This is a genomic window from Cytobacillus sp. Bac17, assembly GCF_024519925.1.
GTDB classification, from domain to species: Bacteria; Bacillota; Bacilli; order Bacillales; family Cytobacillaceae; genus Cytobacillus; species Cytobacillus pseudoceanisediminis.
The window spans coordinates 201,691-220,104 of record NZ_JALJRC010000002.1 but is presented as its reverse complement, the minus strand read 5'-3'; the positions used below and the strand labels follow the sequence as shown (position 1 = coordinate 220,104).

Here is an 18,414-nt window from a genome sequence, read left to right as displayed (position 1 = left end):
ATGTTACAAGTAAACGCGTTTGCAAGGTTTTTTTGGATTTTGTAACAAAAATGTAATATAAGCATGTAATGTTAAGGAATTGTAAATTTAATCCGCAACAGGTTTACATTTCTATAGGTTTCCATTAATAATTGTATGGGGTTTGATGAATCATGTCGAATAAACAGTTATAGGGGTTGGATAATGGTGGAACTTAATGTTCAGCAAATGCTTTTTGAGTTTTTGGGCGGGCTTGGTATTTTCCTTTATGGAATCAAGTTCATGGGTGATGGGCTCCAAAAATCAGCTGGTGACCGGCTGAGGGATTTATTAGATCGCTTTACTACAAATCCAATCATGGGTGTATTGGCGGGTGTTCTTGTCACCATTCTTATACAGAGCAGCTCTGCAACCACTGTTATTACAGTTGGATTAGTATCTGCCGGATTCATGACATTGCGCCAGGCAATAGGTGTTATTATGGGAGCAAATATCGGGACAACGGTAACTGCTTTCATCATCGGAATAGATATCGGGGAATACGCTTTGCCGATCATTGCTTTAGGCTCTATTCTATTGTTTTTCTTTAAAAGCAAAAAAGTTCACAATGCCGGTCAGATTGTATTTGGCTTTGGTGCATTATTCTATGGACTTGAATTAATGAGCGGGGGAATGAAGCCTCTTCGTACATTGGAAGCTTTTCATGACTTGACCGTAAGCATGAGTTCAAATCCAATTCTAGGTGTGGTTGTCGGAACAGTGTTTACTGTTATTGTTCAGAGCTCAAGTGCCACAATCGGTATTCTCCAAGGGCTGTTTTCTGAAGAGCTGATAAACCTGGATGCAGCATTGCCTGTTCTGTTTGGAGACAATATTGGAACGACCATCACAGCTGTTTTAGCCGCTATTGGAGCATCTGTTGCTGCAAGAAGAGCTGCAGCCGTGCATGTATTGTTTAACTTAATTGGTACTACTATCTTCTTGATTTTATTAAAGCCGTTTACATTATTGATTGAAACACTGCAGGGGAAAATGGATTTAAATCCTGAGATGACCATTGCCTTTGCGCATGGAATTTTTAATAGTACTAATACACTTATTCAACTGCCATTTGTAGCCGTGCTGGCATGGATTGTAACGAAGCTTATTCCGGGAGAAGATGCGGTTGCTGAATATAAAGCAAAACATTTGGATCCTGTTTTTATAGAACAATCCCCTTCGATTGCTCTTGGACAAGCTAAAGAAGAAGTGCTTCGCATGGGGGCATTCTCTTTACGGGGACTTGAAGAAACGGTTCAATATTTGAAAACCGGCAATCAAAAACATTCCGAAAGTGCATACCAGTTAGAGGACGCGATCAATAATCTTGACCGCAAAATTACGGATTACCTGATTAAGTTATCTACAAGTTCACTTTCAGCACATGAGTCGAACGAGCACACCGTGCTGATGGATACAGTAAGAGATATTGAGCGTATCGGTGACCATTTCGAAAATGTAATAGAATTGATTGATTATAAACAGGCAAATAAAGTGTCCATTACCGATTCAGCTATGGCTGATTTAGAACAAATGTTCAAATTGACCATTTCTACTGTAAAAGAAGCTCTTCAGGCACTGGACCACAATGATAAAATTGCTGCAGAGCATGTTGTAAAAAAAGAAGAAGAGATAGACAAGATGGAACGAAAGCTTCGCAAACAGCATATTCTTCGCCTGAATGAAGGAGTCTGCTCTGGCCAGGCGGGCATTGTCTATGTAGACATTGTCAGCAACCTTGAGCGTATCGGCGATCACGCGGTGAATATTGCTGAAGCTGTTTTAGGAGAAGAATAAATGGTAAAATAAGCAAGGGGAAATCCCTTGCTTATTTATTTTAAAATTAATAATGTAGAAATTTTGAAGTTAGATAAATGTCTAGCGCAAGCAGCCTGCCCCCTCGAGGTGTGGGCAAAGCGCTTTCATGTTTTCTAGAAAGGGTGCTGATCATGGAGATAATTTATTGGACGCTGATCATTCTGTTATTTATTATCGCTTTTGCGGGCTTGGTTTTTCCGATTATTCCAAGTGTGCTGTTTTTGCTTGGCGGTTTTATCCTGTATGGAATTCTTTTTTCTTTCGAACCTTTTAACTGGCTATTCTGGACGATTCAGGTGCTATTTGTCCTGCTGCTATTTGGTGCAGACTACGTAGCAAATATGATTGGGGTAAAAAAGTATGGCGGATCAAAAGCGGGTGTCTGGGGAAGTACAATCGGCCTACTGGCAGGTCCATTTGTCATCCCTGTATTAGGAATTTTAATTGGGCCTTTTTTGGGAGCGGTCATTGCTGAACTCGCAGTAAATAAGGCCAGTTTCAATGATGCATTGAAGATCGGTTTCGGATCTGTAATCGGTTTTGTCAGCAGTGCAGCAGCCAAAGCGGTGATACAAGGGGTAATGATTATTTATTTTCTAATTGTGGTCCTTTGATGACCCGCTCGGGTGATTTGAATTTAATGGAATAATAAAAACAAATTAGGATATTGTATATATGTAGTAAAGCATTTTGTTTGAAACAAAAAACCAACTTTGGTAATCTTAAACTAAAGACCTTAGAAATATTCTAAAATCAGAATTTTATAAATGATTGGAGTGTTTCAGGGGGCTTAATAAAACAGATACATAGGGAGGAATTTTATTATGGCATTCGAATTACCGCAATTACCTTACGCTTATGATGCATTGGAGCCAAACATCGACAAAGAAACGATGAATATTCATCATACAAAGCATCACAATACTTATGTAACAAACCTTAATAATGCTTTAGAAGGAAACGAAGAGCTTCTTTCTAAAACTGTTGAAGAAGTAGTTTCTAACTTGGATGCCGTACCTGAAGCTGTTCGCACTGCAGTACGCAACAACGGCGGCGGCCATGCAAACCATTCTCTATTCTGGCAGATCATTTCTCCAAATGGCGGCGGTGAGCCTACAGGTGAATTAGCAGACGCTATCAGCAGCAAATTCGGAAGCTATGACAGCTTCAAAGAAGAATTTGCTAAAGCAGCAACAACTCGCTTCGGTTCTGGCTGGGCTTGGCTGGCAGTAAACAATGGCGAATTGGAAGTTACAAGCACCCCTAACCAGGATTCTCCTTTAATGGAAGGTAAGACACCAATCCTTGGGCTTGATGTTTGGGAGCATGCTTATTACTTAAAATATCAAAACCGCCGTCCTGAATACATCAATTCTTTCTGGAATGTTGTTAACTGGGATGAGGTTTCTAAGCGTTACAGCGCTGCAAAGTAATAAATGAAACAGCACGGCAGATTACATCTGCCGTGTTTTTTTGCTCCAAATTCCGGAGGCTTTCCCCTAATTTCTAAATCATTGCATAACCGCACTGTCTTTGTAGGAGACTACCCTTAGAACCAAAGGGGAGTTTTTTTTATGAGCAGATTTAAAAAACTGATCGGTGATGTCGATTTAACCAAAGACTTAACATTGCTTTTATTTATAGGGGGGCTTTATTCTTTAAGTGCTGCCCTTTCAAACACATTTGTTAATATTTATCTCTGGAAGCAGTCTGGTGAGTTCAGCGATCTGGCTTTATATAACCTGGCCATAGTGGTGCTTCAGCCTTTGACGTTTATCCTGGCAGGGAGATGGGCGAAAAAAATTGACCGTGTCATTGTGCTGAGAATCGGCGTGATTTTTTTGGCTCTATTTTATCTGACAGTGCTTTTCATTGGAACGAATGCCTCTAAATTTCTATTGCTTCTCGGGGCTCTGCTGGGAGTCGGGTATGGGTTCTACTGGCTTGCATTCAATGTACTCACTTTTGAAATTACTGAGCCGGAGAATCGCGATTTCTTTAATGGATTCCTTGGAATACTAACATCCGTTGGGGGTATGATTGGACCGATAGCAGCGGGTTTCATTATTTCAAGGATGGAAAAGTTCACGGGCTATTCCGTTATCTTCGGCATCTCCCTGACACTTTTTTCAATAGCGGTATTTTTAAGCTTTTTTCTTAAAAGGCGGCCAGCTGACGGAAGGTATTTATTTGGAAGAATCCTTGCAGAACGAAAAAACAGCATGAACTGGCGTATGATTACAAATGCCCACTTTTTCCAGGGGCTCAGAGAGGGAACCTTTATCTTTGTCATATCAGTATATGTTTTTATTTCAACTGGCAGTGAACTGGCTCTTGGTACATACGGATTGGTCAACTCAAGTATATCTTTTTTGGGGTATTTTCTTGTATCAAGACTTTTAAAGAAGGAATATCGCAAAAGGGCCATTCTTATTGGCGGGTTATTACTGTATGGTGCCATCTTCTTTATCGTTTTTGAGGTTACGTATCAAAAGCTGCTGATGTATGCAGCCACTATTGCTATAGCGTATCCTCTCCTGCTTGTGCCATATATCTCATTAACATATGATGTCATTGGCAGAGGCTGGAAGGCTGCAGAGATGAGAATTGAGTATATCGTTGTAAGGGAAATCTTCTTAAATGCAGGACGTATAGTATCCATTTTAGGTTTTTTAGCTGCCGTATCTTTTTTCAATGAAGAAAAAAGCATCCCTATTCTTCTCTTAATCATTGGGGCCGGGCATTCGGTCATATATTTATTCGTCAGGAAAATACAATTTCAGTCTGCATGAGAGAGAGGAAAATTCTCTCTCTTTTTTTTACCAGTAAAAATATCTCTGTCGAAAAAGGGTTCTTTATAGTATTTATTGTTATTTTCTTTTAGAATGGGGTTATGAGAATTTTTTAAAGGAAGTGTGCGTAATTTTGAATAGGAAGAAAAAGAAGAAGACCCATGTTCCTTTCCGTCTGAATATGCTCTTCTTTGCTGTGTTCTTATTGTTTTCCATGCTGATCCTCAGGCTTGGAATGGTTCAGATAGTTTATGGTGATGATTATAAGCGGGAGATTGAAAGAACGGAAGATGTTACAGTCAACAGCCCGGTGCCGAGAGGAAAGATGTTTGACAGAAATGGCCAGGTGATTGTTGATAATACGCCGCAAAATGCCATCACATTTACTAATAATGGATACAAGCAGGACGAAATGCTTGAGGTGGCAGAAAGGCTGGCCAAGCTAATACACAAAGATACTGAAAAAGTTCAGGAACGAGATAAGAAGGATTACTGGATTATGAAAAATCCTGAAGAGGCTGAAAAAAAGATCTCTAAAAAAGACAAAGAGAAGCTTGAAAAAAAGTATGAAGGCGACCAGAAAGAATTGGACAAAGCCATCTATCAGCTCACATTGGATCGAATTACAGAAGATGAATTAAGCGAATTGACAAAAGATGACCTTGAAGTACTTGCCATCTACAGAGAGTTTACAAGCGGATATGCATTAACACCGCAAATTGTCAAAAATAAAGAAGTCACTCCTGAGGAATTCGCGGTTGTCAGCGAAAATCTTCAAATACTTCAGGGGGTTGATACAACAACCGACTGGGAAAGGTATTATGCCTTCGGAGATACATTAAAATCAGTGCTGGGTAATGTGACAAGCTCTGATGAAGGGCTGCCGGCTGAACAGCTTGAATACTATATGGCCCGTGATTACAGCCGTAATGACCGTGTAGGAAAGAGTTATATTGAGATGCAATACGAAGAGGTGCTTCACGGCCAAAAGGCAAAAGTGAAAAATGTTACAGATAAAGCCGGCAATGTCCTTGAAACGGTACCTATCACTGATGGACAAAGAGGAAAGGACCTTGTGCTTAGCATTGATATGGATCTTCAGAAGGAAGTAGAGAAAATCATTGAAGAGGAACTGCGTGAAGCTAAGGCATCAGCAGGGACTGGATTATTGGACAGAGCATACGTTGTGCTGATGGATCCTCATACCGGAGAGGTTCTTTCAATGGCCGGCAAAAAGATTGTGAAGGATAAAGAGACAGGAAAATCAGTCATGCAGGACGATGCATTGGGCAACATCACTACTACTTATAATGTAGGTTCTGCTGTGAAGGGTGCTACAATTCTTACCGGATATAAAACGGGTGCTATAACTCCAGGGACCGTATTTTACGACCGGCCTTTAAAAATTAAAGGAACACCTGTAAAAAAATCCTGGAGAAATTTTGGCCCTTTAAATGATATCAATGCATTAAAATTTTCTTCCAACGTTTATATGTTTGAAACTGTCATTAAGATTGGCGGGGGCAAATATGAATATGAACAGCCGTTATGGATAGATGATAAAGCTTTTAGTACTGTAAGGGAGTCCTTTGCTCAATTCGGCCTTGGGGTACGGACAGGAATTGATTTGCCTAATGAGCAAACGGGCTTTAAAGGGATGAGTACATTGCCAGGTTTCATGCTTGATCTTTCGATTGGCCAGTATGATACCTATTCCAACATGCAGCTTGCCCAATATGTTTCGGTCATAGCCAATGGCGGAAACAGGATGGAGCCTCATATAGTAAAGGAAATCCGCGAGCCATTAATGGAAAATGATGAACTTGGACCCATTGTCCAGGAAATGGAGCCAAAAGTCCTTAACCGGGTAGAGCTTGAAGATGGCTGGATGGACCGTGTTCAGGAAGGCTTCCGCAAAGTCATGCAGGAGAAAGGCGGAACAGCTTACGGATTGTTTGGCAGTAAGGACTATAAGCCGGCCGGAAAAACCGGTACTGCCGAGGCATTTTATGATGGACCGGAACGCAGCAAGTTTGGCAAAGAGCCGCCGGAAGTGATGAACCTTAGTCTTGTAAGCTATGCGCCGTCTGAAAACCCCGAGGTTGCTATGGCAGTATTAGTTCCATGGGCTTACCAGGGAAGCGTAGACCACGGTGCCAATAAAGAAATTGGAGAGCGTGTCCTTGATGCGTATTTTGATCTTAAAAAGGAACGTCATAAAAAGGGCGATGATAATGAAGAATCTGTTCAAAAAGTGGAAAATATAGATGATGTACTTGAAGGGCAGGAAGATGCCCGCAAAGAAGATGAATGAGCTTTTGAAAAACTGTCTCCTTATAAAAAGGGAGGCAGTTTTTCTTTTTCCTAAATATGAATTGCAAGCAGGCGATAATGGAAAGATAAATTAATGTTATACCTCTTATTCGACATATTTACACAAGAATCGTCCACATTTACAAAAGCTTTACAATCAGTTAAAACAGCGTTAACAGTAAACCCTTATTCTAATACTCGTAGGACAAAACAACCAATTTTCTTAGGGGGAATTCAGGAATGAAACGTCTTAAAAAAATGAGCCTTTTACTAATGCTGGCGGCTTTAATGGCATTCACTGCAGCTTGCGGAGGCGGAGATACAAATGAAGGTGCAAGCGGAAATGGCGAAAAAAGTGAAGAGCTGGAAGGCAGTGTAGTAATAGATGGTTCTGGGACTGTTTATCCATTTATGGCACGCATGGCTGAAAACTATATGGGAGAACAGGAAAATGTCTCTGTAGAAGTTAGCCGCTCCGGAACTTCAGCTGGCTTCAAGAAATTCCTTGCGGAAGACGGAACAGATTTTAACGATGCTTCCCGCCAAATCAAAGATGAAGAGAAAGCTTCTGCTGAAGATCTTGGCATTGATGTACAGGAAATGAAGGTTGCTTTGGATGGCATCACGATTGTCATCAATAAGGAAAATGACTGGGCTACAGAACTTACGCAGCAAGAAGTTGTTGATATCTTCCTTGCAAGTGCAGGAAAGAAAAAATGGTCAGATGTTCGTCCTGAATTCCCGGATGAAGAAATTCAGACATATGGCCCAAATGAAAACCACGGCACTTACGAATTTATGTTTGAGAATATTCTCGAAGAACAGGATCTTCCTGAAAATATCAACTTGCAGCAGGACTACTCAACTTTAGTGGATCTTGTCTCTAAAGATAAAAATGCCATCGGATTCTTTGGCTATGGATACTATGACAGCAACAAAGATAAATTGACTGCAGTAAAAGTAGACTTTGGCAGCGGACCTGTTGAACCATCATTAGATACAATCAAAGAAGACGGAGATTATGCTCCATTTACACGCCCGGTATTCACATACTTGAATACAAATATGGCTAAAGAAAAGCCGCAAGTGCTTGATTATGCTATCTATACAATGGAAAATGCACAGGATGTTGCAGCAGAAACTGGATTTGCTCCATTATCAGATGAAGATATCCAGGCTTCTCTAGATGCTTTGAACGGATTGAAGTAAGTGATTGAAAGTATTGTCATGGGAAGATGAGAAGTTTGCCTTCTCATCTTCTTGTGATGTTCCTTGTTTTTCCTTTGTAGTATGAGCTAAAGAGTACTTCTTTGGATGAGAAGGCTGAAAGGGGTTTTACACTTGGCAAAAAGTGCTGTTCAACACGATAACAAAAAGCTGAATGTACGTGAAATCATTCAGCAAAAGAAAAAATCACGAAGTGTTAATAATTACACTGAAAAATTAATACCAAAGATCTTATTTGGCATAGCCGCAATCTCGGTTTTTACGACTATTGGAATTGTACTTACCTTAATTACGGAAACAATCGCCTTTTTTAAAGACGTTCCTTTTATAGATTTCTTTACAGGCACTGAATTAAAGCCTTTAGGAGAAAATGCTGTCTTTGGTGTTCTTCCCTTACTGACGGGAACAATCATTTCCACACTAATCGCCATGCTTGTTGCGATTCCGGTGGGACTGATGACAGCGATATTTTTAAGTGAATACGCATCTGAAAAAACAAGAAAGGCATTAAAGCCTCTTCTTGAAATCCTGGCAGGTATCCCTACTATTGTCTATGGATTTTTTGCTTTTACATTTGTAACACCTTTACTGAGATCCTTTATTCCAGGACTTGAACCTACGAATATTTTGAGTCCAGGGATTGTAATGGGAATTATGATTATTCCGATGGTAGCATCACTTTCAGAAGATGCGATGAGTTCTGTGCCAAATGCAATGAGGGAAGGTGCCCTTGCATTAGGTGCTACTAAGCTTGAAGTAACCTGGAAAGTAGTTGTTCCGGCAGCTATTTCAGGTATCATTGCTTCTTTTGTGCTCGGTATATCAAGAGCAATCGGGGAAACGATGATCGTAACGATTGCAAGCGGAAGTTCAAAGAACTTTACATTTGACGTAACACAGTCCATGCAGACCATGACTGCTTATATCGTGGAAGTTACAGGAGGGGAAGCGGCAGCTGGAACAACATTATATTATAGTCTTTATGCTGTTGCTATGACATTGTTTGTGTTTACGCTGATTATGAACCTGCTCGCTCAGTATATCTCTCGCAAGTTCAGGGAGGAATATTAATATGAAATATGTGGATTCAGAACAAGTGCATAAAAAGATGGGCAGCCGCCTGCTAGCCAATAACCTTGCTAAAACACTCTTCTTTATGGCCACTTTATTCGGCCTTGTCGTATTAATTGTTTTGATCTATCGGGTTCTTGCTGATGGTTTAGGCTGGATCAACATGGATTTTCTGATGAATCGTTTATCGACGGATCCTGAAAGAGCCGGTATCTGGGGAGCAATTACAGGAACACTATGGCTGATGCTTGTTGTTGCACCTGTCACGATGATTTTAGGAGTAGGCACAGCGATTTATCTTGAAGAATATGCAGCCAAGGGACGCATTTCTTCATTTATTAAAACGAATATCTCCAACCTGGCGGGCGTTCCGTCAGTTGTTTTTGGAATCCTTGGTTTAACTGTTTTTGCAAGAGCATTGGATTTAGGTTCTGTAGTTCTCGCAGGAGGTCTTACGATGGCACTGCTGGTTCTTCCTGTTGTAGTAGTTGCCAGCCAGGAAGCTATTCGTGCAGTTCCTCAATTCTTAAGAGAAGCCTCTTACGGTATGGGAGCGACAAAGTGGCAGACTATTAAAAATGTGGTCCTTCCCGCAGCTCTGCCGGGAATTCTTACGGGTGTCATTCTTGCACTGTCCCGGGCAATCGGGGAAACTGCGCCATTGGTTGTTATCGGTATTCCGGCATTGTTAATTCCCGTTCCTGATGGAATTTTTGATAAATTTACGATTTTGCCGGTTCAGATTTACTATTGGACAATTGACTCTGCCCTTGTAGCGGAATATGCCAACCTGGCAGCTGCAACTATCGTTATATTATTGATTGTATTGTTTGCGATGAATTCAATCGCTATTTTGATCCGCAATAAATTCCAAAAAAGATTTTAGTCCGGGAGGTTTAATAAAATGCCTGTAGTTACAGAAAAAGCCAATCTGAATACTAAAACAGCTAATCTAAACCAAAAAGCAAAAGAGAATAAAAAAGTTGTTTATCATACAAAAGATCTTAACCTTTGGTACGGGGAAGGCCATGCGTTAAAAAATATAAATCTGGCCATTAATGAAAATGAAGTAACGGCCATTATCGGTCCATCCGGATGTGGAAAGTCCACATATATCAAAACCCTGAACCGCATGGTCGAACTTGTTCCTTCTGTGAAGATTTCCGGTGAAATTTTATACCGCGAGCGCAATATTCTTGATAAATCATTTAAAGTGGAGGATTTAAGAACAAGTGTAGGAATGGTTTTCCAAAAGCCTAATCCATTTCCAAAGTCCATTTATGAAAATGTGGCATATGGACCGAAAATACACGGAATCCGTGATAAAAAAATCCTGGATGAAATTGTTGAAAAAAGCTTAAGGGGAGCGGCAATCTGGGATGAAGTAAAAGATCGCCTGAACCAGAATGCGTACGGCTTATCAGGCGGGCAGCAGCAGCGTCTTTGCATTGCACGCTGTCTTGCAATTGAACCGGATGTCATTTTAATGGATGAGCCTACTTCTGCACTTGACCCCATTTCCACTTTAAAGGTAGAGGAGCTAGTGCAGGAGCTTAAGGAAGAATTCAGCATCATTATTGTTACGCATAATATGCAGCAGGCAGCCCGTATTTCTGATAAAACAGCCTTCTTTTTAAATGGTGAAGTAATCGAGTTTGCCGAAACTGATAAGATTTTCTCCACTCCTTCAGATAAGCGGACTGAAGATTATATCACAGGAAGATTCGGCTAATTATTGTGTGCAGGTTTAATGAAAGAATATAATCCATACTTGAATGGATGAAGGGGGATTACCATGATGGCAGTACGTGAAAGGTTTGAATATGATCTGCAGGAGCTTCAAAAGAAACTGATTGAAATTGGCAATTTTGCAGTAGAGGCCCTGCATAGATCGGTTGAAGCGCTTGAAACACAAAATATAGAATTGGCTCTTGAAATCATTGATGACGATAATCAGGCTGATATTTTATATGAGGAAATAAATGATTTAGCCATTCTGCTAATTGCCAAACAGCAGCCTGTGGCCATTGACCTTCGCCGTATCATTGTCGCTATAAAAATCGCAACAGACATTGAACGGATTGCTGACTTTGGAGTGAATATAGCGAAGTCTACTATACGCATTGGGTCAGAACCTCTTATTAAGCCGATTGAACATATAAAAGAAATGTACGAAATCTCTACAGAAATGCTGCGTCTATCCCTGGAGGCTTTCACTGAAGAAGATATTGCAAAGGCAAAAAAAGTTGCCGATATGGATGATCAGGTAGATGACCTATATGGTGAAACAATTAAAGAGCTGCTGCAGATCAACCTGCAGAAACCGGAATATCTCCCTCAGATCACTCAGCTGTCTTTTGTTTGCCGATATTTAGAAAGAGCAGCTGATCATGTAACCAATATCTCAGAACATATTTTTTACCTGGTTAAAGGACGTCAATATGATTTGAATAATTAAATTAGAAAAGCATAAGCGCCTTGCACGCTAATGCTGGACAGTAAAAAAGCTAAAAGGATTCAGCTCCTTTTAGCTTTTTGTTATGATTTTTGCGATTTCTTTATAGCTCATATCAGCGGTCAGTTTAAATGTGCCCAGCTGTATTTTTTTGCTGAACCCGTATTCTTCAAGGTAAATGCCGAAATCTGCTGCCTGATCGATTACATTCGCCTCTTCAAGCTGTGCTGCGATTTCCCCAGGTGTCATGCCGCTCTCAATTGTAAGCTGATAGACTTCCTGTGAACCTTCTTCCGGCTCGGTATCTTTCTCAGCAGGTTCTTCTTTTTCTTCCGTATTCTTATTTGCTGGATCCTCGGATTTAGTCTGCTGCAATAGAGTATATTCTTCCTCTGTTAAAACAGTATAGCCGTTTGCCTGAAGAAATTCTTTCGCACTGCTTACATCAATTTTTCTATTTTCAGACTGATTCGGCTTTATGAAAAAATAGGGTGTACTGAAGGCTATGACAGCTGTAAGGATGCCAAATGCAAATGCCCGGGTATTTCTTTTATTCATAGCCATGACCTCTAAATTTCATTTCTGTTTGAATGGTTCTTACTTCATCAGGAGAGAGTGATGATTGTCTGGCAATTTGCTCTACTGACAATCCTTGCCTGGTAAGCAGCATCACCTGATTTTTTATAATTTCGTGAACTTCCCTTTTCACTAAGGAATGAGCAGAAGACTCTGCAGGGACTTGCTGAATAAATGGTTCTTCACCCACCAGCAGTTCTTCTTCCAATACTTTTAATTTCTTTTTAATCTGATACATTTCCTGAATCTGCTGCATGGACATTTGGTCCATTTCTTCGCGCAGCTCTTTATAAGGATCTTTCAAGAACACTGAAAGAATAAATAGCCCTATAGACAAGATCAATAATGCCAGCATGATTGATTCCAAAAAAGTCACCTCATATTCATTGAACAGAAATATTTTACCATCAAAATTGACAAATTTCGATATGCAATCCATAAACAGGTGAAAATTAAAGATTTTTGTCGCTGGAACTCTGTCGAAATAGCTTCCCGGCATTTTTTAAAAATTTTTTTCTTATTCATTTTCAAGCAGGCATGTGCATTCGCAGGAAGCGACAATTTCCGTTCATTGTAGGCTATCCATATCAGTGATAACATTGGGTTATATAAATAGTCATAAAATTTTGCCTTTCGTCATATATATTCCTTTTTTATTTGCTTATGAAAAAAATCCAAGAGGTGCCGGGTATGATCGATGAAATTATTAAGCTTCGCCGCAGAGGGCTTTCATTTCGCAAAATTGCCAGTGAGCTTGATACAACAGTAGGAAAAGTGCAATATCAATGGACCAAACTTATCCAAAATAAAGCAAAACGCAACAGCGAGGAATCTGCCGTGAATAATATGACAGCTGAAGAAAATGACGTTCCTAAACAAACGAAAGATCAATTGATATTAACACGCTTAACATTTGATAAGGTAAAAGTATTATGGAAATTATCTAATCATAAAGAGAAAATGGCTTCATTTTACTTGGAAGAGCCTGTCTCTTCCAGGAGAAAATCTTTAAGAATATATGATGTTACCGGGATTTATTTTGATGGGGCCAATGCGGTCGCTGATCATGAAGTAATCCTGTCCCATCAATCAGAGTGGATCTTCAAAGGGCTCAAACCTGGCAAGGTGTATTGTGTAGAGCTGGGCATAAAATTGACGGAAACTCATTTTTTCCCATTGCTTCGCTCAGAAGCAATTCATACTTCTGAGGAAATGCCTTATCAAACATCGGGAATAGGCGAAGCTGAGAGGCAGCCTGCTGAATGGACTGTGAATGTGAGTACATACACTTATTATGAATCAATGAGTGAAGGGGAGAAGGTAAAGAATGATGGAAACGGTAACTGCTGAGCGAAATAAAAATACCTGCCATAAAGGTTTGCCTAAGATCCTTCTTCTTACGTGGGAATATCCTCCACATGTTGTAGGCGGCTTATCAAGACATGTGCATGGACTTGCAGGAGGCTTGAAACAGGATTATGAGGTCCATGTTCTGACAGCTAATCCGGGCGATTTTTCCAGCTCTGAACTTAAAGATGGTATCTATATACACCGAGTCAAACCCCTTAATGAAAAAGATCCTAACTTTTTGCATTGGATATTAGGATTGAATTTGGCAATGGAGCAAAAAGCCAATGAACTGACATCTTTCCACCACTTCGAGCTCATCCACGCACATGACTGGCTTGTAGGTGCATGCGGCCTGTCACTAAAGGAGAGGTTACAGTGTCCTTTAATCACGACCATACATGCAACCGAATATGGAAGGAATAATGGGATTTACACAGAATTGCAGAAGTTTATCCATAGAAAAGAAGAGCAGCTGATACTAGGGTCAGATCAGGTTATTGTCTGCAGTGAATATATGAAGGGAGAAGTACTTCAGCAATTTGCTGTCGAAAGCGAGAAAATGTCTGTTATCGCAAATGGAATCAGCAAGGAACCCCAGCTTGATGACCCTGACTCTTTATTGGAGGGGCTGCAGGTAAAAAAAGGAGGCAGGCTGATATTTTCCATTGGGAGGATGGTCAGGGAAAAAGGGTTTGATACCTTGATCGAGGCAGCGCCTATTATTAAAGAAAAGTACCCGGATACTTATATGATTATAGCCGGCAAAGGTCCTATGCTTGAAGCCCACAGAAAAAAAGCGAAAGAACTGAATGTTGACGATGTAATTCGTTTTCCGGGATTTATTAATGATATGCAAAGAGTAGCCCTCTTTCTAAAGTGCGAGTTCGCTGTTTTTCCAAGTCATTATGAGCCATTTGGCATTGTTGCCCTCGAAGCAATGATTGCAGGAAAACCGGCGATAGTATCTAATACTGGCGGGCTAAAGGGAATAGTAAAACATGGATTTTCCGGCTTGTTTATGACTCCTGGAGATCCTGGCAGTTTCGCAGAGCAGGCGTCCGCTCTCCTTGAAGATCCAAAAGCAGCCCTTACAATTGGCAGACAAGGTCAAAAGGTCGCAGAAAGCCTATTCAGCTGGGGACGCATTTCGGAGGAAACAAAAAGAGTATTCCAAGAAACCCTAATCAGCCAGAAGCTTGAAGACCTTGTTTAAAGCTTTTGCAGTATTAGCAGGCTGAAAATTTTTAAGCACTGAGTTTATTGTAGCGGAGGGCACTTGACTCCTGCTCAGAGGAGAGGGAGCGGGAGACCAGGCGAAGCCGAGCAGGCTCTCGTTCCTCCCCGCGAGCATGTGACTGTAGCGGAAATCAACGGGTAAAATATGACAAACCTTTTATTAAGATTCTTAAAAAATATAAAGAAAAAGGTGCATGAAGATGAATACATTAAATTGGATTCAATCTGATGTTTATGAAGAAATGGAGAAAGCGCCGATCGGGAAATTGAAAATGATTCCGGGTTTATGGATAGACGGGAAAACTTACTGGATGGAGAATGGCAGTAATGAGATATTTCCTGATGAAAATATTTCTGTTCAAATTAAGACAGAAAAAATACATTCTAAAATTTCATATTTTAAAAGCTATATCACTAACCATGTGGACGAGCCCAGAAAGATTAAGCTCTTATTGCAGCACAGACATGAGTATTCTTCCCGTGAACATCTCTCCTTCATTTCTCCCGCAGAAAATGTCATCTTTCATTTGGCTGATTCCAAGCTGTTTTTGGTCAATGGACAGCTAAACGGCAGAAAAATGAAAGAGTGTACGATTCAGCCTTACTGGAACGTATACAGTGACCAAATTTGGAACTGCAGAAAGAAAGGGACTTTAAAGTATCATCCTATGGTCCAGGGAAATGCAATAAGCGTCTTCTCGCTTAATGCAGTATTCAATGGCAGAGGGACAATAGAAGGGGGATCATGGATTATTAACGGGGACAGCAAATCAGAAATCCTTCGGTATAACAACCTGCTGATAGGCAGGGTTAAAGAGGGCACTTTTAAAAAAACGTACTAGCATTTCGAATTAAAAAGTGATATTATAGAAAAGTCGTATGAACGAACTAGTTTGAACATAGTTTGGAGGGAAATTACATGCGTGTAAACATTACGTTAGCTTGCACAGAATGTGGAGATCGTAACTATATTTCTAAAAAAAATAAACGAAATAATCCAGATCGTCTTGAGCTTAAAAAATATTGCCCAAGAGATAAGCGTTCGACTACACATCGTGAAACAAAATAAGCGGTAGGATCATTCCTACTGCTTTTTTTGTTGACTTTTTTTATGGGTATACTTCCCTTTTCTGGATAAATCATTGAGGGGATTTGCAGATGTCATCTTCTGTTGGAGGGGGTTTGGTATGGAAATGGATAAAAAAGCGTTTAGAAAGCAAATGCTGGATAGAATGAAGGAATTGAGTAAGCCTGAGTATGAACAGCTATCATATGAAATTGCCCGCAGCCTTTACAGCAGTCCTTTATGGCTTCAGGCTAAAACGATAGGTATAACGGTTTCAAAGCCGCCTGAGGCGGATACGTGGCAGATTATCAGAAAAGCATGGGAAGATGGAAAAAGGGTTGCTGTCCCGAAGTGCATTCCCCAAGCAAAGCAAATGGTGTTTCGTGAACTGAAAAGCTTCATGGAATTGGAGTCTGTGTACTATGGATTATGGGAGCCAAGTCCAGAAAAGACAGAAGAAGTTCTCAGTGAGGAAATCGAAACTTTAATCGTACCCGGGCTGGCATACATGAAAAACGGCTTCCGCCTGGGGGTTGGGGGAGGCTATTATGATCGTTTTCTCGAGCAATATAAAGGAAGAACCGTTTCACTGGCTTTTGAACTGCAGGTCATAAACGGTTTTCCAGTGGAAAACCATGACAAGCCGGTGGAAATGATTATTACCGATCAGCGGGTCTGGGCATCCGGAAATGCTTGAATCTATTGTTATTTTTATTTTTATATTAATCACGGCGCTTGCTGGATATTTTTTTCGATTACTGACCCTTTCAGGCAGTATAGCCGCATTCATTGTAGGTGCGGCAACAGGATGGGGATTTGGCTTTTACGGTCTCCTTGTGCTGGGGTTCTTTTTTGCGAGCTCCAGCTTTTGGTCAAAATTTAAAAGCCATAGAAAAGAGACATTCGAAAAAAAGCATGCAAAAGGGTCAAGAAGGGATTGGCAGCAGGTGGCAGCAAATGGAGGAATTGCAGCTATTGCCAGCATATTCCATCTCCTGATACCATCACCGGTTTGGCTGATAGCATTTCTAATTGGCCTGGCCGCAGCGAACTCGGACACCTGGGCATCAGAAATTGGCTCATTAAGTCAAAAACCTCCCATTTCGTTGAGGACCTGGAAGCCAGCAGAGACGGGAACTTCAGGTGCTGTCAGCATTCTGGGCACAATTGCAGCTTTGTCAGGTTCTTTTACAATAGCACTTCTTTCATTCATGCTGTTCAGCGTTTCACTTTATGAGGTTATGCTGATTGGGATCTTTGGATTTGCGGGAAATCTGATTGATTCCATATTGGGGGCCTTTTTTCAGGCTGAATACAAGTGCCTGGTGTGCAATGAAAGTGTTGAAAAAACCGAACATTGCGGGCAGCCGGCCTCATTGGTAAAAGGCAGGCGTTTTGCAGATAATGACTTTGTTAATTTTTGTTCAGGTTTAGCTTCTGCCTCGGTGGGAATTCTTCTATATATTCTATTGACATAGAGGGACTGAGATGCTGCTGTTCCTTACCTTAAGTGAAAAGGGGAGTTGTTATGAAAAATCGGGTGAACAGAGTCGTGCTGATTGGAACTGGCTTTGTAGGCTCAAGCTATGCCTTTGCACTATTAAATCAAGGTGTTACAGAGGAATTGGTTCTGATTGATTTAAATAAGGATAAATCTGAAGGAGATGCGATGGACTTGAATCATGGCATGCCATTTGCTCCTTCCCCAACATCGATCTGGTTTGGAGATTATTCAGATTGCAAAGAGGCTGATTTGGTTGTCATAACTGCTGGAGCAAATCAAAAGCCTGGAGAGACACGTCTGGATCTTGTGGAAAAAAATGCAAAAATCTTTAAAGGCATTGTGAATCATGTTATGGATAGCGGTTTTGATGGCATTTTCCTGGTTGCGACAAATCCAGTAGATATTCTGACCTATGCAGTCTGGAAATTCTCCGGACTGCCAAAGGAAAGAGTAATCGGATCCGGAACGATATTGGATACAGCCAGATTCAGGTTTCTGCTGGGGGAGTATTTCAAAGTCGATACGCGCAATGTTCATGCATATATTATAGGTGAACACGGGGATACTGAATTGCCTGTATGGAGCCATGCTGATATTGCAGGGAAAAACATTGATGACTGGATAGGGAAAGAAGAGAATTTTAGAAAGGAAGATCTTAATTCGATATTCCTTAATGTCAGAGATGCAGCTTATCAGATTATTGAGCGAAAAGGGGCGACTTATTATGGAATAGCCATGGGCCTGGTCAGACTGACGAAAGCCATCCTTCAGAACGAGAATTCGGTCCTTACGGTGTCAGCTTACTTAGATGGAAAGTATGGTCATGATGATGTTTACATTGGGGTACCTGCTATAGTCAATAGAAACGGCATTCGCGACATTGTTGAACTTGACTTAAACAGCGAAGAGATTGATCAGTTTACCCAATCAGTAAATGTTCTCAAGAAAACGCTGGAACCAATAAGGAAGGATTAGCCAGCTTGCATTG

19 protein-coding genes are annotated in these 18,414 nt (G+C 40.7%); 17 read left to right on the top strand and 2 right to left on the bottom strand.

The window, feature by feature from the left end; translation table 11 throughout:
* Positions 1–183: 183 nt before the first annotated feature.
* The 10 genes from NR125_RS05475 to phoU all read left to right on the top strand — a co-directional run bounded on the left by NR125_RS05475 (position 184) and on the right by phoU (position 11,697).
* Positions 184–1,815, top strand: a complete 1,632-nt coding sequence (locus tag NR125_RS05475; RefSeq protein WP_009332969.1) for a Na/Pi cotransporter family protein — start codon at positions 184–186, stop codon at positions 1,813–1,815.
* A gap of 152 nt (positions 1,816–1,967) precedes the next feature.
* Positions 1,968–2,450, top strand: a complete 483-nt coding sequence (locus NR125_RS05470) for a DUF456 domain-containing protein (RefSeq protein WP_009332968.1) — start codon at positions 1,968–1,970, stop codon at positions 2,448–2,450.
* Positions 2,451–2,660: 210 nt separating this feature from the next.
* Positions 2,661–3,269 (top strand): superoxide dismutase, encoded by a 609-nt coding sequence (locus tag NR125_RS05465; RefSeq protein WP_009332967.1) that lies wholly within the window; start codon positions 2,661–2,663, stop codon positions 3,267–3,269.
* Positions 3,270–3,410: 141 nt separating this feature from the next.
* Positions 3,411–4,628: an MFS transporter gene (locus NR125_RS05460; RefSeq protein WP_009332966.1), complete on the top strand. Its 1,218-nt coding sequence runs from the start codon at positions 3,411–3,413 to the stop codon at positions 4,626–4,628.
* A gap of 133 nt (positions 4,629–4,761) precedes the next feature.
* Positions 4,762–6,942, top strand: coding sequence for a peptidoglycan D,D-transpeptidase FtsI family protein (locus NR125_RS05455; RefSeq protein ID WP_009332965.1), 2,181 nt, complete (start codon positions 4,762–4,764; stop codon positions 6,940–6,942).
* Between the two features lie 239 nt (positions 6,943–7,181).
* Positions 7,182–8,150, top strand: coding sequence for a PstS family phosphate ABC transporter substrate-binding protein (locus NR125_RS05450; RefSeq protein ID WP_071156954.1), 969 nt, complete (start codon positions 7,182–7,184; stop codon positions 8,148–8,150).
* Positions 8,151–8,282: 132 nt separating this feature from the next.
* Positions 8,283–9,239 (top strand): phosphate ABC transporter permease subunit PstC, encoded by a 957-nt coding sequence (gene pstC / locus NR125_RS05445; protein WP_009332963.1) that lies wholly within the window; start codon positions 8,283–8,285, stop codon positions 9,237–9,239.
* A gap of 1 nt (position 9,240) precedes the next feature.
* Positions 9,241–10,125: a phosphate ABC transporter permease PstA gene (pstA, locus tag NR125_RS05440; protein WP_009332962.1), complete on the top strand. Its 885-nt coding sequence runs from the start codon at positions 9,241–9,243 to the stop codon at positions 10,123–10,125.
* 18 nt (positions 10,126–10,143) lie between these two features.
* Positions 10,144–10,971: a phosphate ABC transporter ATP-binding protein PstB gene (gene pstB / locus NR125_RS05435; protein WP_071156956.1), complete on the top strand. Its 828-nt coding sequence runs from the start codon at positions 10,144–10,146 to the stop codon at positions 10,969–10,971.
* 66 nt (positions 10,972–11,037) lie between these two features.
* Entirely contained in the window at positions 11,038–11,697 is a 660-nt protein-coding gene (gene phoU, locus NR125_RS05430; protein WP_026041601.1) for a phosphate signaling complex protein PhoU, read from the top strand.
* A gap of 69 nt (positions 11,698–11,766) precedes the next feature.
* Here the strand turns inward: phoU and NR125_RS05425 are convergent, their stop codons facing one another.
* Both NR125_RS05425 and NR125_RS05420 read right to left on the bottom strand, forming a co-directional pair.
* Entirely contained in the window at positions 11,767–12,252 is a 486-nt protein-coding gene (locus NR125_RS05425) for an MltG/YceG/YrrL family protein (protein ID WP_019380401.1), read from the bottom strand.
* Entirely contained in the window at positions 12,245–12,646 is a 402-nt protein-coding gene (locus tag NR125_RS05420; protein WP_372675454.1) for a hypothetical protein, read from the bottom strand. The genes NR125_RS05425 and NR125_RS05420 overlap by 8 nt, the downstream gene beginning before the upstream one ends.
* A gap of 314 nt (positions 12,647–12,960) precedes the next feature.
* Here NR125_RS05420 and NR125_RS05415 point away from each other — a divergent pair, with 314 nt between their 5' ends.
* From NR125_RS05415 to NR125_RS05385, 7 genes are all read left to right on the top strand, one after another.
* The gene (locus NR125_RS05415) at positions 12,961–13,620 is read left to right on the top strand and encodes a DUF4912 domain-containing protein (RefSeq protein ID WP_071156959.1); all 660 of its coding nucleotides are present in this window, start codon (positions 12,961–12,963) and stop codon (positions 13,618–13,620) included.
* Positions 13,598–14,833: a glycosyltransferase family 4 protein gene (locus NR125_RS05410; RefSeq protein ID WP_256814793.1), complete on the top strand. Its 1,236-nt coding sequence runs from the start codon at positions 13,598–13,600 to the stop codon at positions 14,831–14,833. Before NR125_RS05415 ends, NR125_RS05410 begins: the two co-directional genes overlap by 23 nt.
* A gap of 223 nt (positions 14,834–15,056) precedes the next feature.
* A complete protein-coding gene (locus NR125_RS05405; RefSeq protein WP_071156963.1) occupies positions 15,057–15,698 on the top strand; it encodes a hypothetical protein in 642 nt (213 codons plus the stop codon).
* Between the two features lie 77 nt (positions 15,699–15,775).
* A complete protein-coding gene (gene rpmG / locus NR125_RS05400) occupies positions 15,776–15,925 on the top strand; it encodes a 50S ribosomal protein L33 (protein WP_009332954.1) in 150 nt (49 codons plus the stop codon).
* Positions 15,926–16,043: 118 nt separating this feature from the next.
* Positions 16,044–16,619 carry a 5-formyltetrahydrofolate cyclo-ligase gene (locus NR125_RS05395; RefSeq protein WP_071156965.1) on the top strand — a complete coding sequence of 192 codons (576 nt, stop codon included), beginning with the start codon at positions 16,044–16,046 and terminating at the stop codon, positions 16,617–16,619.
* Positions 16,612–17,400: a DUF92 domain-containing protein gene (locus NR125_RS05390; protein ID WP_071156967.1), complete on the top strand. Its 789-nt coding sequence runs from the start codon at positions 16,612–16,614 to the stop codon at positions 17,398–17,400. Before NR125_RS05395 ends, NR125_RS05390 begins: the two co-directional genes overlap by 8 nt.
* 50 nt (positions 17,401–17,450) lie before the next feature.
* Positions 17,451–18,401 (top strand): L-lactate dehydrogenase, encoded by a 951-nt coding sequence (locus tag NR125_RS05385; protein WP_071156969.1) that lies wholly within the window; start codon positions 17,451–17,453, stop codon positions 18,399–18,401.
* Positions 18,402–18,414: the final 13 nt, after the last annotated feature.

Bases quoted from the DNA above. Each gene is read 5' to 3' on its own strand.
- NR125_RS05475 (WP_009332969.1), top strand. From the start codon at position 184: ATGGTGGAACTTAATGTTCAGCAAATGCTTTTTGAGTTTTTGGGCGGG.
- NR125_RS05470 (WP_009332968.1), top strand. From the start codon at position 1,968: ATGGAGATAATTTATTGGACGCTGATCATTCTGTTATTTATTATCGCT.
- NR125_RS05465 (WP_009332967.1), top strand. From the start codon at position 2,661: ATGGCATTCGAATTACCGCAATTACCTTACGCTTATGATGCATTGGAG.
- NR125_RS05460 (WP_009332966.1), top strand. From the start codon at position 3,411: ATGAGCAGATTTAAAAAACTGATCGGTGATGTCGATTTAACCAAAGAC.
- NR125_RS05450 (WP_071156954.1), top strand. From the start codon at position 7,182: ATGAAACGTCTTAAAAAAATGAGCCTTTTACTAATGCTGGCGGCTTTA.
- pstA (WP_009332962.1), top strand. From the start codon at position 9,241: ATGAAATATGTGGATTCAGAACAAGTGCATAAAAAGATGGGCAGCCGC.
- pstB (WP_071156956.1), top strand. From the start codon at position 10,144: ATGCCTGTAGTTACAGAAAAAGCCAATCTGAATACTAAAACAGCTAAT.
- phoU (WP_026041601.1), top strand. From the start codon at position 11,038: ATGGCAGTACGTGAAAGGTTTGAATATGATCTGCAGGAGCTTCAAAAG.
- NR125_RS05425 (WP_019380401.1), bottom strand. From the start codon at position 12,252: ATGAATAAAAGAAATACCCGGGCATTTGCATTTGGCATCCTTACAGCT.
- NR125_RS05415 (WP_071156959.1), top strand. From the start codon at position 12,961: ATGATCGATGAAATTATTAAGCTTCGCCGCAGAGGGCTTTCATTTCGC.
- NR125_RS05410 (WP_256814793.1), top strand. From the start codon at position 13,598: ATGATGGAAACGGTAACTGCTGAGCGAAATAAAAATACCTGCCATAAA.
- NR125_RS05405 (WP_071156963.1), top strand. From the start codon at position 15,057: ATGAATACATTAAATTGGATTCAATCTGATGTTTATGAAGAAATGGAG.
- rpmG (WP_009332954.1), top strand. From the start codon at position 15,776: ATGCGTGTAAACATTACGTTAGCTTGCACAGAATGTGGAGATCGTAAC.
- NR125_RS05395 (WP_071156965.1), top strand. From the start codon at position 16,044: ATGGAAATGGATAAAAAAGCGTTTAGAAAGCAAATGCTGGATAGAATG.
- NR125_RS05390 (WP_071156967.1), top strand. From the start codon at position 16,612: ATGCTTGAATCTATTGTTATTTTTATTTTTATATTAATCACGGCGCTT.
- NR125_RS05385 (WP_071156969.1), top strand. From the start codon at position 17,451: ATGAAAAATCGGGTGAACAGAGTCGTGCTGATTGGAACTGGCTTTGTA.